Genomic DNA, 17,267 nt, shown 5'->3' on the forward strand with positions numbered 1-17,267 from the left:
ACGACCAATACGATAAACAAAACCGCCCCTAAAATGGCGAAAAACCAGGAAAATTTCATCCGGCGTCTATATCACGGAGGTCTTTTCCTTGAAAGCCCGATGGGGACTTGTTACAAGATTACACAATGACTAAATTTACCGACCTCCCACTCGTTGCCCCGCTTCAATTCGCACTCAAAGAAGCTGGGTATGAAACTCCGACTCCCATTCAATCCCAGGCGATTCCTTTGATCCTTGAGGGCCGCGATCTTTTGGGCGTGGCCCAAACGGGAACAGGAAAAACGGCGGCCTTCTGTCTGCCGATTCTGCAGCTTTTGGCTAAAAACCACATTCGCCGTGAACCTAAATGCCCCCGTACTTTGATTCTGACGCCGACGCGTGAGCTGGCGATTCAGATCCACCAAAATCTTGAAACCTACAGCAAGCACTTAAAGCTTAAGCACGCCGTGATTTTTGGCGGCGTGGGGCAAGGCAACCAAGTCCGTGATCTTGCCGGGGGCGTGGATGTGCTCGTGGCGACTCCGGGGCGATTGATGGATCTTTTCCATCAAAAGCACTTGCGCCTCGATAAGATTGAGATCTTCGTTTTGGATGAAGCCGACCGTATGTTGGACATGGGCTTCATTCAAGATATTAAACGCATTTTGCCGCTTCTTCCGAGAAAGCGTCATAACTTGTTCTTCTCAGCAACCATGCCGAAAGAAGTGCAAGAGCTTGCGACCCGCATTTTGTACGAACCCTTGAAAGTTGAAGTGACTCCGCAGGCGACAACGGCTGAGAAGATTGATCAGTCCGTGATGTTTGTCGAGAAAGCGAAGAAGTTTGATCTTCTGATGCACCTTCTTGAGGATAACAGTCTTTTCAAAGTCCTTGTGTTTATGCAGATGAAGCATGGAGCGAATCGTATCGTTGATAAACTCACGAAACAGGGAGTTCAAGCAGCGGGTATTCACGGTGATAAATCTCAAGGAGCTCGTCAGCGCGCTCTTGAAGATTTCCGCAGCGGTAAAGTTCGTGTCCTTGTGGCGACGGACATTGCCGCCCGTGGCTTGGATATCGATGGCATCACCCATGTGATTAACTTCGAGCTTCCGCATTTACCGGACAGCTACGTCCATCGTATCGGCCGCACGGCGCGGGCCGGTGCTGAAGGAAAATCTATTGCCTTCTGTACAGCGGAAGAGAAATCATATCTCTACGCGATTGAGAAAACGACTCGCCAAAAAGTGACGGTTGTCGAGGATCACCCCTTCCATTCCGATGCGAGTGCATCGGCTTCTGTGATGAGCGTCGGTAAAGCCAAAGCGGCGATCGAAAAACAGGGACAGCACCATGGTGGCCGCGGTGGCGGTTCAGGTGGCAGACCTGGTGGACGAAGACGCAAAGGTGGCGGTGGGGGCGGCAAAGGCCCCGGCGGTCAACAAGCAAGTGGTCAAGGCGGAGACGGAAAACCGCAAAAGCGACAAAGTTTTTTCAAGCGCAGAAAACTGGCTCAACAGAATAAAAAACAAGGACCTAAGAAGTGACATTCGCCGGAACCGTTCAAGAGTTGAATATTTATCCGATCAAATCCTGCCAAGGGCAGCCTGTGAAAGAGATGAATATCACCTTGGAAGGTCCCGAAGGCGACCGTCAGTGGATGCTCGTTGATGAAAATGGCGGCTTCCTGACTCAGCGAACTGTGCCGAAGCTTGCGACGGTGCAAGTGCTGGTGAATGATTCAGGCCTCAGCATTGGGATCGGCAAGCAGTTCTTTGTGGTTCCTAAAAGCAATTCCTTTAAGCGTATGATCCGTGTGAAAGTCTGGAACGACGAAGTCGAAGCCGCCCTGGAGCCGGATTTATTTTCGCAAGCATTGTCTCAGTACCTCGGTGTGAATTGCCATTTGGTGCGCTACACGCCGACATCAAAACGCATGGTTCCTTGGCAGCAAGAGTCTGGTGCTTCACAAACCGACTGGCATCCGGAAGTGCGCTTTGCCGATGGCCGACCTTTGTTATTGCTCAACACGAAATCGCTCGAAGATTTGAATTCTAAACTGGCAACTCCTGTGGGGATAGAGCGCTTTCGCGGTAACATCGTTTTTACGGGCAGTGCCGCTTTCGAAGAAGATCAATGGCAGCGCATTCGCATTGGTGAGGTGACCTTTGCTCAGCCAAAGAAATGCTCTCGCTGCAAGATCATCACGATAGACCAAAAGACCGGCGAGTCACCAACTCCAGAGCCTTTGAAAACTCTGTCGAGCTATCGTCGCGACGGCAATAAAGTGAACTTCGGTGTTTTGTGGATTCCAGAAAACACCGGTCGCATTACTCCGGGAAGTTCCGTCGAAGTCCTCGCGTAACGCGAGGCATTCTCTGAGGTTCCAGCGTGCCTTTCAGGGGCTTTTTTTGCTAGGTTCCCAGGAATGAAAACACTCGTTCTAACTGGTGAGTCAATCACCCTCGAAAATCTATACGAAATTGCCAATAACTCTGAAATCAAGGCCGAGCTGGGTGCTGGCGCCCGCGCAGCCATGCAAAAGAGCCGTGACTACATCGAAGGCCGCATTAAAAACGGCGAAGTGATGTACGGCGTGAACACCGGTTTCGGAGCCTTTTCTTCAGTGCGTATTTCTGATTCTGAGATCGAGCAATTGCAAAGAAACTTGATCCGTTCCCACTCTATGGGGATCGGCGAGCCGTTCACGAAAATTCAATCCCGCGCGATGATGGTTTTGCGTGCCAATGCTTTGGCCCGCGGTCATAGCGGTATCCGTCCCGCGGTTGTCGACAAAATCTTGGAATTCTTGAATAACGACATCGTACCTGTGATTCCATCCCAAGGATCTGTGGGAGCGAGCGGTGACTTAGCTCCGCTTTCGCATTTGGCTTTGGCAATCATCGGTGAAGGCGAAGTGTGGCAGAATGGTCAAAGCGTTCCGGTGCAAAAAGTTTTGGCTGAAAAGAAAATGCAGCCTCTGGATTTGAAAGCCAAAGAAGGTCTTTCGATGATCAACGGCTGTCAGGTGATGACGTCTGTTGGTTTGCTTGCGGCTTGGGAAGCCCGTCGCCTGTTGTGGATGGCCGATCTTGCCGGAGCGATGTCTTTGGAAGGCCTGCGTGGGTCACGTAAGCCGTTTGATCCACTCATCAGTGCGACACGTCCTCATCCAGGCGAATCAAAAACAGCCCGCAATTTGCTAAAGCTCGCGGGTGAAATGAGTGAAATCGGTCAGAGCCATTTGTCTGAAGATCACCGCGTCCAGGATGCTTACAGCCTTCGTTGTATGCCGGCGGTTCATGGTGCGGCTAAGGATGCTCTTCGCTATGTTGTAAAAGTTCTTGAAACCGAAGCAAACTCCAGCACAGATAATCCTCTGGTGTTTGCAGACGACAATAAGGTCCTTTCGTGCGGGAACTTCCACGGAATGCCCGTGGCCCACGCGATGGATTTCGCGGGGATTGCGATCTCTTCGCAAGCAAGCATTAGTGAGTGCCGTATTTCTAAAATGATCTCTCATCAGATGAGCGAATTGCCGGCGTTCTTGACTCCGAACGGTGGTTTGAATTCAGGCCACATGATCGTGCAAGTGGCGGCGGCGTCGCTAGTCAGTGAAAACAAAGTTTTGGCACATCCGGCCTCTGTGGACTCTATTCCGACATCGGCTGAAAAAGAAGATCACGTTTCCATGGGAACGATTGCGGCTCGTAAATTTGAAAAGATTCTGCGCAATGCTGAAAACGTCGTGGCGATGGAAATGCTTTCCGCGTGCCAAGCCCTTGATTTGCTGGCGCCGTTGAAACCAAGTGCAGCGGTGAAAGCGGCTTACGATCAGATTCGTAAGACAGTGCCGTTTGCAAAAGAAGACCGTTACTTCGCCAAAGATGTTGAAGCTATTAGAAATATGATCACTCGAAACGAAATCCTCGCGGCTGCAAAGTCAGCTGTGGGTGAGCTTGAGTGGTAATTGAATTTGAACGCCTGTCGCGATTTTTTGTGACGGGCGTTTTACGTCCCTTATCTTTTTAAATCTTAACCCGCCATTTTGTCTTTATACATCTTGAACCCTTCCGTGTTTGTAAGAAAGTTGAACCACTCAACAAAACACGAAGAGGGGTTTCGATATGATTTCTAGATCGTCGTTATTGGTTTCGTCATTTGTTTTAGCCGCCACTCTGGCGGCATGTTCCTCTGCCGAAAAAAGAAATGCAGAACAGCAAAAGAAAGCGGCGGCTGAAGAACAAGCTCGTAAAGACGCCGCCGTTCAGGCGCAAAAAGATGCTGAGAAAAAACTCTTTACTCAGCTAAAGCCAGAAGAACTTCGTAACCTCGTGCAAGAGGGTGTTGTCTATGGTTATCCGCTTGTCGTTATGGATGCGACGAAAGATATTCTGATTAACCCCGATAGCCCGAGTCCGCACAAGGGCACGCTCAATCAATTCACTCATCTACGCCAATTTCCAAAGCCCGAGTTTCGTGAGGTCGTCAGTCCCAACGTAGATACTCTCTACTCGACAGCTTGGCTGGATCTTAGCAAAGAGCCTCTGGTGCTAACGGTGCCGGCGGTCGGCAATCGTTTTTACATGTTAGAAATTTTGGACGCTTGGACCAATGTGATCTCAACGCCGGGGACCCGCACGACAGGCACCGGGGCTGAGGAGTTTGCCTTGGTCGGTCCTCATTGGGATGGTCAGCTTCCGGCGAACTTACGCCGAATTCAAGCGCCAACTAATATGGTTTGGATCATTGGCAGAACATACACCAAAGGGGCGAAGGATTTGGAAGTCGTTCACGCAATTCAAGATCGCTATCGTTTGATTCCTCTGAGTCAGTTTGATCGCAGTTATACTTCGGCAGCAGCGGCCCCAGAGAAAGGTGAACCAGTTGAGGAAGTAAAAATGAAGTTGCAAACCAGTGCCAATGCGACGGTCGAGTCGTTGGATGCAAAAACATTCTTTATGAAGCTTAGTCAGTTGATGAAGGATAATCCTCCGGCGGCGGCTGATGCGCCGATGTTGGCGAAGCTCGCAAAGATCGGAGTGAGTCCTGGTCATACCGTCGATTACGACAGTTTGCCTGCTGATATCCGTAATTCTTTGGATGAAGCAGTTCGTGGCGGTTATAAACGTGTTCAAGATCTGGCGAAAAATACTCCGGGCCGTATGGTGAATGGCTGGGTGATGCATGAGGGCGTCGGCGACTACGGAACGGATTATGAAAACCGTGCCGGTGTTGCCTATTTTGGTCTTGGCGCCAATCTGCCGGAAGATGCGATTTACCCAACTGCGCACGTGGATGCGAATGGCTCACGTCTGAGCGGTGCTCATAAATACATTCTGACATTCTCAAAGGGCAATATGCCGCCGGTGAATGGGTTTTGGTCTGTGACGATGTATGATTCCAAGCAGGGCTTGGTAGCCAATCAAATGCATCGTTATGCGATCAGCAGTCGCGATAAGCTTAAAAAGAATAAAGATGGCTCGATCAGTCTTTTGATTCAAAACGCAAACCCTGGAAAAGCGAAAGCGGCAAACTGGCTGCCGGCTCCTAAGGGCGAATTTAATTTGATGATGAGACTTTACTGGCCGAAGCAAGCGGCTTTGAGTGGGGAGTGGCAACCTCCTGGTATTCAAAAAGTTGGTAAGCCCATGCGTTTGACGCAAAGAACAGCAAAGCGAATCTCGAAGAGATAAAACTTGCCAAAGGGCAAAGCTGAAAGTCTCATAGAGATATGAGATGTTTTCAGTTTCTATTAGTGCTGGGTTTGCTGGCGTCACTCTCTGGATGTGACAATGGCAAATCCAAAGCGGCTCGAGACAACGGTTCCGGCGGTCAGCAAAGCAACAATCCGAATTCGCCAAAGCCGTCGCCTGCAAAAATCGTTGAAGGAACGCGAGATCTGATCTTTCAACGGCCCACTCAAGATGAATCCGAGTTCATGAATATTATGAACTTGGGAGTTTCTGAAGGTGAGCGCGCTTATTTTAGTTTTAAATACGCACCTGACGAGGACGGCACATTTTATTTTACATTGGAGCAGGTGCGGCTCTATCCCAAAGATTGCAAGAATACGGGAGATCACAAATATACGATGGAGATCTACTGGCAGCGAGTTCAAGGCAATCAGCGGGTGGTATTGAAGAAATTTAGCCCGAACATCGATGATTTCGATTATCAGCGGGGCAATAAGTACATTTTAACTTATGCTCTCATGGACTTAAAGCAGTTCGCGGATTGTCAGAGTGTGACTCTGAAGTTTGCGACCTTCCAAAAAAACTACAAGACACAGAAATAAAAAAAGGCCCCGGTGGGGCCTTTTTGTTTTTGAATCTTGCTCTCCTTATTGGCAAGAGTTGTTTTTTACATAACTATTCATCAAGGTCAGTTGGCTTACAATCGCCGTGCGACTTGCTGGCTGGATGCTCAGCACAACGTCTGCTTGAATAACAACCAGAGCGGCTTGCAACGTTTTTTGGGTTGCTTTGTTCGAAGTACGAAGCAACTCATAGGCTACGACTTCAGCAAGCAAACGAATGCGATCGAGGGTCGCTGTTTTTGCTCTGATGTAAGCCGAAGCCGGGAGAGCCGAAATCATATTGTAAAGGCTTTCGCTGGCAGCACGGCATGAAGGCACTTGCGGCACCGGTGCAGCCGTTGTGAAGGACAGGTCGTCGATCGCGAAGGATGCACCACCATCATGAATGGCCACTTTAGCGATCGGAGCTCCTGAAGAAGTCACCGAAAGCAATGTATTAGCAGGGGCGTTTGCGGGTAGCAATGCCTGACCCAAAAGATTGTCGGCAGAGTCGTACGCAAAAATTCCTACGTTCACAGGGCCTGTCACATAGGCAGAAACGGTTTTAACGTCTGCTATACTGACCGATAAAGTGATAAGTCCAGAAGGCGCGTACGCGACTTTCGCACCGGACTTAGCGGTAAATCCGAGTGTCGCCGCCGTTACTGAATTTGCTCCAGAAAACGACACTCCTTGCGCACTATATTGCGATGTAATCGGCGCATCCTCTCCGAGAGAATCAAAATTCAATGTGGTTGTGGTTTGTGCTAGAGATCCTTGAGCGAAAAGCCCCACTAGCACAATGCTGGTCAATCGGAGAGCCTTCATCCAATGGCTCTTTACAACAGTTACAGTCTTTCCAAATGGTGCTGTCATGTTCCCTCCGAATTAAGAGTCAGTATTTGTTAACAACCGTTTGATTTAATCAGTGCAATGAGATCGTCGATTTGCTGCAGAATTGCTTTCGCATTAGCTGCTTTGATATCGGACTTCACTTCTTTTTGAATGTCTTGCATTGCTGTCAGCAATTTCTTTTGGCCGGCAGCCGCTGCTCGTAGCTTTTCAAAATCTGCGATCTTTTTAAGAATTGTAGATTTATTGCTTGCTGCGGATTTAGAGCAAACGAAGGCGCTGCTCGAAAGAGCATTCACAGCATCATAGAGTGCTTGATCCTTACTGCGACAAGCTGGCACTGTTGGTGCTGCTGTCGTAAAGGAGAGGTCGTCGATAGCGAAGCTAGCGCCGCCATCATGAATGGAGATTTTTGTAATAGCCGCCCCTGATGAAGTCACCGAGAGCAAAGTATTTGCCGGTGCATTTGCAGGTAAGACGGCCTGGCCCACGAGGTTGTTACTCACGTCATAAGCATAGATGCCGACGTCTTGTGGCCCCGTTACATAGGCTGAAACCGTTTTCACATTGGCAATCGAAAGAGACATATTCATCAGACCGTTAGGTGCGTAGGCGACTTGTGTCCCAGAATGAGACGCAAAGCCGAGAACCGCAGCATTGATTGCGTTGGCTCCAGAAACACTCACACCTTGTGCGGAATACTGATTAGTGATTGCCACATCATCAGCGATGGTATCGAAAGTGAGTGTCGTGGTAGTTTGTGCGAAAGATTGTTGTGAGATAAGGCCAAAGAAAAACAGAGATGCGATTGCAAGTGTAGACTTCATTCATTCCCCCCGGAATAATAAAAGAATATCGTACACAGACCTAATTTCGCTAATATGTTTTGGTTTATGGATCTATAAGATACGTTGACTATTGTTGTTATCGCGAACAATTTCAACACTTTGCGGAACTCTGAACAGCTGTCAAAAGCTTAGACACTACGAAAAAAAACTGGGATCGCTAGTTCGGAATATTTAACACATAGCCCGGAGTCAAATTGCTCACTCCCGTTTGATTGTAAGAGTTAGATCCCCAGCATTTCGCAGTTTGATCGGCTTGAATTCCGCAAGTATTCGCCGGGCCCGTAGAGAGGACATTGAAGGTTGTCGCACTCAAAGCGCTGGCGGGTACCGGTGAATTGTTAGTATGACCGAGGCCGAGTTGACCATTTGAGTTCAGTCCCCAACATTTGATGGTTTTATCAGAAAGCAATGCACAGGTGTGGGAGCCACCGGTTGAAACGGCTATGGCGTTTGAAATGTTTAAGACATCTGAAGGCACCGGAGCGCTGGTTGTCAGTCCATTGCCAAGCTGATAGGTGACGTTGTAGCCCCAGCATTTGAGAGTTTGATTCGGCATCAGCACACAGGTGTGATTGCTGAGGGCATTTGATGATATGGCGACAACTCCTGAAAGTGAGCTGACACTGACAGGTGAGTTCGCAGTGGTGGCCGTGCCGTCGCCGAGCTGATTCAAGCTGTTGATGCCCCAGCATTTCACAGTTTGATTCGATAAGAGAGCGCAAGAGTGATTGCCACCTGTAACAATAGCGATTGCATTTGTGATACCTGAGACATCGACTGGAATGCTTGAGTTCGCTGAAGCGGCATTTCCTAGCTGACCATTGGTGCCGGAGCCCCAGCATTTCACGGTTTGATTGGCCAAAAGAGCACAAGCATGATTCGAACCCGTCGCAATGGCGATAGCGGTTGAGATACCGCTGACATCAACAGGAGTTGGGGACTGGGTTGTGGAGTTGTTCCCTAGCTGGCCAAAAGCGTTGTATCCCCAGCACTTGATGGCCTTTGAACTCAGCAGTGCACACGCGAAACTTGCTCCTGAAGATACGTAGGTTGCCGTGGTAATTCCAGGAACTGTACCAGGTATAGCTGTCGCGACGAGTGTTCCATTGCCGAGTTGCCCGTTGCCGTTGACCCCCCAACATTTCACGGTTTTATCTGTTAAGGCTGCGCAGGTGAAACCACTGCCTGGGCTGATGTTTGAAATCGAAGTAGGGTTTGAAATAGACGCAGGGACAGGGACGTTGATATTGTAGCCGTTACCGAGCTGACCCGAGCTATTATTTCCCCAGCATTGAATTGTTTGATCTGTCAGAAGCGCACAAGTAAAACCATTGCTGCTATCACCACCGGCAGCAATTGAGGAAGCTGTTGTAATACCGCTCACATCTATGGGGACGGTGGAGTCCGTCATTGTATTGTTGCCAAGCTGGCCTGAAGCATTGAGCCCCCAGCACTTCATCGCCTTCGTAGAGAGTATGGCGCAGGTGTGAGCCCAGCCCAAAGAAAGGCCAATCGGTGAAGTGACGGCAAGAGATCCACTCGGCGAGGTGATATTGCTGGTCGAACCGTCACCAATTTGTCCTTTGGAGTTGCCTCCCCAGCATTTCATAGTCGAACTTGCAATCATGCAAGAGTGGCTTGAACCGGATCCGATCGCCGTTGCACCCGTTGATGAAGTCACTGCGGTTGGAGTGGTTGCATTGGAAGTACTGCCATTGCCGATTTGTCCGCTGCTTCCGGACCCCCAGCACTTGACACTGCTTGAGACGATGGCACAGGTGTGATTGTCTCCGGCGGCGAGCGCTGTGGCAGTTCCTAACGAAGTGACCGTGACGGGAGTTGACGAGTTGGTCGTGCCGCCATTGCCAAGCTGTCCGCTGCTGCCCATTCCCCAACAGTAACCACCGGATGAGGAAATAGCACAACTGTGATAGAGACCTATTGAAATACCTGTAATCCCGGTAATCGTTGAAACGGCCACCGGAGTTGGTGACGTCGTTGTTGTTCCATTTCCGAGCTGGCCATAAGTATTCGCGCCCCAGCATTTCACAGTGCCCGAAGTCACCGCGCAGGTGTGATCACCTCCGGCGGCGATGGCGGTAACACCGGTTAAACCCGAGACCATCACTGGGACACTCGAGTCCACGTAAGTGCCATTTCCGAGTTGGCCTGAACCATTGGAACCCCAGCACTTCACGGTTTGATCAGAAAGAAGAGCACAGGCGTGATTAGAACCAGCGACTACTGCCGGAGTGGATCCCGCACTCACGGTGAGAGTGAGTTGTGATTGTGTGAGACCCGACGCCTGCGCGGTCAACGTGACTGACTCGGCGACGGTGTCCTTCAAGTAGAATGTCGCCTGATTTGAACCGGCTGGAATCGACAAGGCTGCGATCGTCATTTTGCACCCTTTGTCTGAATATAAAATAGTGCTGCCTGTTTTTGTCAGTGTGACAGCCGTCGCTGAAGTGACCGGTTGATTGTTGGATGAAGCATCCTGAGTATAAACTGTATAAGTCGTACAGCGGCTTGTTGTCGGACTCAAAGATCCGAACAAGCTCAGCTTTGTGACTGTGCCAGTAGAAATACCAACGGCCAGTGAGGCTGAAGAAGCTCCGCTTGTCGAGACCGTGAAAATAACCGGGTCCGTCGGCACGGTTGCCGGACCTTTATAATAAAATGTTGCTAATCCCGACGCGTTGGTTGCAACGGGTCCCGTACCAGAAATGGTCGTCGTACAGCCGCTATTTGAATAAAGAGTGCCGGTGGCACCATAGTTAATATCTACGTTCGTAACGCCCGCAGTGGATCCGGCCGCCGTCAGGTAATTAATTGTATAAGGACCAGCGCAAGTGGAACCATTATCGGCGGTTTGCGGGCCGGTGAGAGTGAGTTTATAGGCGGTTGCTGTGACCAACAAAGATCCGTCCACCACTTGACTTGCACTATCGCTAGCCTGAAGAACGAATGTTTGTGCCATTGCATTTTTGTAATACACCGTCGTCTGGCTTGTGCTTGCAGCAATAGAGGTCGAGGTTATCGTCGTGCTGCAACCACTATCGCTGTAAAAAGATCCTGAGCCGACACCGGAGAGTTTGACACTGAGGGTGCTTGTCGGTGTAACAACACCATCAAACTGATCTCTTAAGGCGATATTGTAAGCCGTACAGACACTTGTTGGCAGAGCCGTGGGCCCAAGAATCGCGAGCTTAAATTGGGAAGCCGTCGGTGAGGGAGATACAGGCATTGAGACAATTATCGCCGGAGAGCAAACGGGTTTTTTCCCGGGTGCGGTGGCTTTAATATAGATTTTTTCGGCGTAATTATAACTGACAAGAGAAAATGTCGCTGTCCCTGAAGTTGCGGATTTAGGATTGGTCGGGATGCTGAGACTGCTTGATGCGGCTGTTGTACAGCGCGGATCTGAATACGCAGTCAGAGTGATCGCATCGGATGCAGTGCTTACCAGGCTGCCGTCAGGTTTTACAACAGAGACACTCGGTTGAATGGTGAAGGCGGCGCCAGTGATGGCGGTCATAGAGGGCATTGTGCTGAAGACGAGTCGTGGTCCTTGAATCATTGCGCCGAGATTGTAGTAGCCGGCTTTGGCAGAGGAAAACACGAGCAGCAGTGATAAGAAAACCAATGCTCTCATGGTTAGAATCCAGTCACCCAAGTGATGTAGCAGTAGGCCGAGCCTCCGACAGTCACTTTTAAAATCGTATAAATAGATTGTGAACCAGCAGTGGTTACATCATTCGCCGGTACATATTTTGAATTTGTACAATTAGCAAAGGTGTACTGGCGAGCCGTCGTGTCGGTAATAATCAATGTGTAAGAGCCGCCATCTTTCATGTTGTTCAATGTTAAGCTTGAAGATCCTGGCGATTGAACGACTTGGACGTTACCGTTATTAAAATCGACCGTGGCGCCTGTGCTTACAATGTATTGAGAAGCATACATCTGACCGGTATTCGTTTGAATATTTCCAGCAACTTCAAGCGTGCCGGTCATCGTATCGCCGATTTTGTTCACCGGAGTATAACCGAGTGATGGATTTGCGGACCAGCTCAGATTTCCTGAGGCATCAGAAACCATGATTTGATTGGCTGCCGGAGTTGAAGCCGGCAATCTCAAGACGTAACTGCTAGAAGCCGCTTGTGCTTGCAGAGTCACCGTGCCGGAGTTGACAAGACTTAAGCCCGTCATTGTACCAATACCCGAACCATCAAGGCTTAAGATTTTATTGGATTGGCCTGTTGTTGTTTTATTGATTGTTACAGAGCCGGTGTTAGATACAGAAGAAATATCACCACCCAAAGACGTTGCTTGAGCGACGTTAGAGGCGCTACCAACCCAGATCTGACCGCCAGTCAGTGAGGTGCTCATTTTATTATTGAAGGTTACGTAGTCTGCATTGCTGAGCAAGCCGGCTGTCACTGTGCCCGAAGCTGAAGCCATCGGGATGTTCAGCGTGTGAGTTGAGGTCGCGAAGGACCAAGAGGGAGCATTGCCGGATGTGCCAGGCGTTGCAAATGTCTGAGAAGCACTCGTTAATCCATTTAATGAAGTGATGCCTGCGCCGGCTGCAGCAAGAGCCGTCCAGGTAGTGCCGTTGTTGAACTCCACATTACTATTCGTCGTGTTATAGCGGATCAAGCCGGCAGTGCTGGTAGGCTGTTGGGCGGTTGTCCCTGCAGGCAGACGAATGGCGTCAGTCTTACCATTGAAGTCCATTGAGTAGGACGGGGACGCGGTGCCGATACCAATGTTACCTGCAGAGTTGATCGTCATGCGAGAGGTCGCACCAGTCATAAAGTTCAAACTGTACGTATCAATTAAACCTATCGTAGCATTGGCTCCGAAGCTGTTGCCGCCATTGACGAAGGCGTTAGCCGTGTTGGACAGTCCGAGTGTGCCCCAATCGACGTATACGGAAGTGCCGGCTTTAACGAATCGATACACTGTTGTTGAACTCGCAGTCCGAGTGCCGTTGATTGGAGAAAATACTCCATCAGCCAAAGTAGATCCAGCATCCTGAAATGTACACTTTGTCGTCGTAGCGCCGGTGACAACCACCGTGTAGTTACCACCTGATTGCATATTTAAAAGGTTTATCGAGGCAGAACAGTCATAGCTGGTAATCTGCGTGTTCCCTTTATTAAAGTCGATAGTATTAGTAGTTGAAGAGTAAGCACCGGCATAAATCTGACCGCCGCCGGATAAACTCGTTCCTCCACCACCTGCGGCGATATTGCCATTTCCAGCACTTATTACAGTTGCGCCTGCGCCAGATGCAATGCTCGTATTGGCAAAAACACCATTTGAAATAGTCGTCGCACCATTGAATATCTTATTTCCAGTGATTGTTTGATTTGAACCATAGTCTACGAGGGAATTCCACGTCGAGCCATTGGTGTACTCAACTAAGTTGTTAGAGGTATTATATCGGAATAAGCCCGCAGCAACCCCAGGCTGCTGCGCCGTCGTACCCGAAGGCAGACGAATTGCATCCGTTCGGCCAGTCATGTCCAGAGCGTAATTTGGAATCCCTGTCCCAATACCAACATTTCCACCCGTACTCAGAGTCATCGTCGGGGTGCCATTGTTTGTAAAGAACCCGATGTGATGATTCGTGACGGAACCGAACTGGACTTGGGGGCCTCCGCTAATGGTGTTGTCGATAAAAATTGCAGCAGCCGCAGTGCCATCAGTCGCACCAAGTATATTGGTGTTAGCAGTTCCTTGGATAAGGGTTTTGTAGGTACCTGGGTTTGTGGTGCCAATTCCAAGGTTACCACTGTTTGTCAGCGTCATTCGAGTCGTGTTGTTTGTTGCGAAGTTCAAGTTGTAGTTGTCTTTTAAGCCAATGGTCGCATTGCCCGCAAAGGAGTTACCGCCGTTAACGAAGCCAGTTGAAGAAGATAGGGGAGTAACCCAAGATAGGTTGCCAGCACCGTCAGTAGCCATCACTTGGTTTGCTGAACCTGCAGTATTTGGCAATGTCAGTACGTAGTTCGTGAAGGCACCTGCTGTTTGCAGAGTAACACTGCCTGAGCCGGTCTGAACATTCAAACCTTTAACGTTAGCAACACCAGAGCCATCAAGACTCAAGATTTTATTCGAAGCTCCGGTTGTTGTCTTATCAATTGTTACGAGGCCTGCATTGGAAACAGAAAACACATCACCTGAAAGTGTGCGAGCTTCTGCAGCTCCTGAGGCATTACCAACCCAGAGTTGGCCAGAAGCAAGCACAGAGCTTTGCTTACCCATCATTGAGACGTAATCAGCATTGCTGAGAAGACCTGCAGTGACAGTGCCAGAAGCAGAAGCCATTGGAATATTCAGCGTATGAGTGCCCGTGCTAGTGTTGCTTGACCAGCTTGGCAGGTTGCCGGTTGAGCCGATGGCGAGAGTTTGTGTGTTTACTGTCGCACCGTTAAAACTAGTGATTCCAGCGCCTGCAACTCCGAGAGTTTTTGTGGCAGAGCCGTCCCAATATTTAATGAGACCGGCGTCGTACCACATTTGACCGGCCACTGTTCCGGCAGTGCTAGTTGAACCGAGGCCGATATATTTACCGGCGGCCATCGAAAGATCGCCATTCATCACATCGCCGGCTTTATTGACCGGTGTATAACCCAAAGATGGCTGCACGGAGTTCCATCCAGAGCCGTTGTTGTATTCGACAACATTTGATGTCGTGTTGTAGCGAATCAGACCCGCCGCATTTGTCGGACGAGCCGCATCCGCACCCGAAGGCAGACGAATCGCGTCTGTTTTTGAGCCTAGATCCAAGGTGTAAGCTGGCGCGGTGGTTCCAATACCAACATTTCCACCGCTGGCAATGGTCATTTGAATTGCACCGTTTGTCTTGAATCCCAAAGCGTAATTATCATTCAGACCAATTGTCGCGGCGGCACCAAATAAATTTCCGCCATTCACATAAGCCGTTGTTCCCGCCGTTGGTGTGAAACCCAATGCGGATACGACGTCGGCTGAAAGAAGGGCGCTTCCTGAAGTCACGCGGCCTTGAGCATCGGTTGCGACTTTAAAGTAGGTTCCTGCCGTGCCGGTATTTTTCAAAGACAGAACGCCCGAAGAGTCGATGGTGGCGTCTCCTCCGATGGTCTGAGCTTGCAACCCGTTGGCTGCATTACCGATCCAGATTTTACCTTGCGATAAGGCAGGAAGTGAAAGCGAAGGAGTCGGAATCCAGCTCAGAGTTCCTGTCGCATCCACTTGCATAATTTGTGTTCCCGTCGGCGCCGTCGCAGGAAGTTTCAAAGTATAGCTATTAGAGGCCGTTGAGGCTTGAAGGGTCACGGCGCCGCTATTCACGAGCGCTAGTCCCGCCATTGTCCCGACGCCGGAGCCATCAAGGCCCAAGATCTTATTCGACTGACCGGTGGTTGTTCTGGTGACAGTGACGGCACCCGCACTGGTGATCGAAGAAATATCATTCGACAGGGTCATGGCTTCAGCGAAACCAGAAGCATTACCAACCCATACTTGACCCGCACCCAGTGTATTTGCTTGGCGGGATTTTAAGAACAAATAATCCGTATTGCTGATTAAACCGGCGTTGGCTCCGGCGTTGCCTGCGAGCGGAATATTCAATGTGTGCGTCGTGCCGGTTGAGGTAAACGCAGGATCGGTGCCCGTCGTATTGACCGCTAGAGTTTGGGTTGAACCTGTGAGGCCATTGAAGCTCAAGATGCCGCCACCGGAAGTGCCGAGAGTTTTCACCGCAGAGCCGTCATAGTACTTGATCACGCCGCCGTCATACCAAACTTGGCCCGCCGTTGAGCTTGCTGCCGTCGTGTTTGGTAGAGTTAAATATCCGCCAGGCACCATAACGATGTTGCCGGCGTTGAGGATGTTGTTGCTATTCATGTTGATGGCACCGGACATCGTGCCGCCACTCAATGGTAAGCGACTATTGAATGAAACATAATCGGTGTTGCTGACGAGACCCGCAGTCACCGAAGCCGTGCTCGCCATCGGGATGTTCAATGTGTGTGTGTTTGCTGCAAAAGTGTAGTTCAAAGCGGTGGCAGTGCCAGACGCAGCCGCCGCGAGGTTTTGAGCCGTGCCGGTTTGGCCATTCAGGCTGGTGATGCCGGTGGCAGCCGGTGCTTGGCAAGCCCAGCCTGTTGCGGTCCAAGTCAGAACTTCCGACGTCGTTGCACAAGTGAGATTCATGAATTTGCCAGAGGCATCTTTCAAAACCACGCCGGTGGTTGCGGCATTTGTGCCAGTGAAGTCCATGTCGTTTGCGATGATCGTGCCGTCAAGGATGTTGGATGACGTCACTTTACCGACGCCGATCGTGACATTCACAGCACCTGTGCCAGAGGCAGTCACGTCGCCAGTCAGGCTCGTGATGCGATTCAGAAAAGTCGCGTATTCCGTATTGCTGATCAGACCGGCTGTGACGCCTGTGCCTGAAGCCATCGGGATTTTCAGAGTGTGCGTGCTAGTGGCAGAATTCCAAGCGGGAGCTGTCACCGAGTTGCCGGTATCGACAGCGCCGAAAGTTTGCGTCGTGGTTGTCAGGCCATTGAGTGAAGTCAGTCCTGTGCCCACGAGGTCATCGGCAATCACGAAAGTGCCGCTTTGGTATTTCAGAATTTTTCCGCTGGTGGCTCCGGTCATGTCGACAGGGACGCCTTTGATTTTATCAACAACGACAGCCGTCTGCGTGCCGCTGACGTCACCGCTGAGCGCCGTGGTCAGGCGGTGAGCCTGACCCGCTTCAATCGCGTAAGGAACGGATTGAATATCCTGGCTGCTGAAAAGTTGTTGAGTAGTGCCGTCGTTGAACGACACGACGATCTTACGAGTTTCGGTTTTGGAAGATGGCGTGTAAGTACAGCTGCTGCCTGTGATGGTCGAGCCATCGTTCGAGAAAACTTTGTCGAGAGTTCCGCCGCTGGGAACCATGTTTGTTTGTTTCCCAATCACGAGAGAGAAATACCCGTTGGAGCCGGTCATGCTGACAGGGAATTCTTCGCGATAGAGAGTGCAAGTGCCGGTGGAGTCTTGAACGTCGACTCGGAAAGTGACGCTGGCTGATTCGAGAGGTTGATTGCTAGAGTCGGAGATCACGCCATCAACGTTGAAGGTCAACGGCGACGCAAACGCGATGCTTTGAAAAAGCATTGCAAATGCAAAGACCTGAATGTTCACCCACGTTCTTGATAGCATTAAACCGACTCCACTAGAGATCTTTTCGGTGAATTGTGGAGATTTGTTTAAGTGATCTTATTGAAATTATGATAGTTTTA

The 17,267-nt window shown here is 50.1% G+C and carries 8 protein-coding genes and 1 pseudogene; 5 read left to right on the forward strand and 4 right to left on the reverse strand.

Annotation, left to right across the window (positions count from 1 at the left end):
- The first annotated feature begins 125 nt into the window (after positions 1-125).
- From JSU04_18920 to JSU04_18940, 5 genes and pseudogenes are all read left to right on the forward strand, one after another.
- Positions 126-1,526: a DEAD/DEAH box helicase gene (locus JSU04_18920; GenBank protein MBS1972386.1), complete on the forward strand. Its 1,401-nt coding sequence runs from the start codon at positions 126-128 to the stop codon at positions 1,524-1,526.
- Positions 1,527-1,624: 98 nt separating this feature from the next.
- A pseudogene (locus JSU04_18925) lies at positions 1,625-2,344 on the forward strand (MOSC domain-containing protein).
- 63 nt (positions 2,345-2,407) lie between these two features.
- Positions 2,408-3,949, forward strand: a complete 1,542-nt coding sequence (gene hutH, locus JSU04_18930; GenBank protein MBS1972387.1) for a histidine ammonia-lyase — start codon at positions 2,408-2,410, stop codon at positions 3,947-3,949.
- A 157-nt stretch (positions 3,950-4,106) separates the two neighbouring features.
- On the forward strand, positions 4,107-5,675 hold the full coding sequence (locus JSU04_18935) for a DUF1254 domain-containing protein (protein ID MBS1972388.1): 1,569 nt from the start codon (positions 4,107-4,109) through the stop codon (positions 5,673-5,675).
- 38 nt (positions 5,676-5,713) lie between these two features.
- Entirely contained in the window at positions 5,714-6,277 is a 564-nt protein-coding gene (locus tag JSU04_18940) for a hypothetical protein (GenBank protein ID MBS1972389.1), read from the forward strand.
- Between the two features lie 45 nt (positions 6,278-6,322).
- Here JSU04_18940 and JSU04_18945 read toward each other — a convergent pair whose 3' ends face one another.
- The 4 genes from JSU04_18945 to JSU04_18960 all read right to left on the reverse strand — a co-directional run bounded on the left by JSU04_18945 (position 6,323) and on the right by JSU04_18960 (position 17,187).
- Entirely contained in the window at positions 6,323-7,153 is an 831-nt protein-coding gene (locus JSU04_18945; protein ID MBS1972390.1) for a hypothetical protein, read from the reverse strand.
- Between the two features lie 29 nt (positions 7,154-7,182).
- The gene (locus tag JSU04_18950; GenBank protein MBS1972391.1) at positions 7,183-7,956 is read right to left on the reverse strand and encodes a hypothetical protein; all 774 of its coding nucleotides are present in this window, start codon (positions 7,954-7,956) and stop codon (positions 7,183-7,185) included.
- A 178-nt stretch (positions 7,957-8,134) separates the two neighbouring features.
- Positions 8,135-11,632 (reverse strand): hypothetical protein, encoded by a 3,498-nt coding sequence (locus JSU04_18955; protein MBS1972392.1) that lies wholly within the window; start codon positions 11,630-11,632, stop codon positions 8,135-8,137.
- Positions 11,633-11,634: 2 nt separating this feature from the next.
- On the reverse strand, positions 11,635-17,187 hold the full coding sequence (locus tag JSU04_18960; GenBank protein ID MBS1972393.1) for a hypothetical protein: 5,553 nt from the start codon (positions 17,185-17,187) through the stop codon (positions 11,635-11,637).
- Between the last annotated feature and the right edge of the window lie 80 nt (positions 17,188-17,267).

This window comes from Bdellovibrionales bacterium (assembly GCA_018266295.1).
In the GTDB taxonomy this organism is placed as follows: domain Bacteria; phylum Bdellovibrionota; class Bdellovibrionia; order Bdellovibrionales; family Bdellovibrionaceae; genus JACMRP01.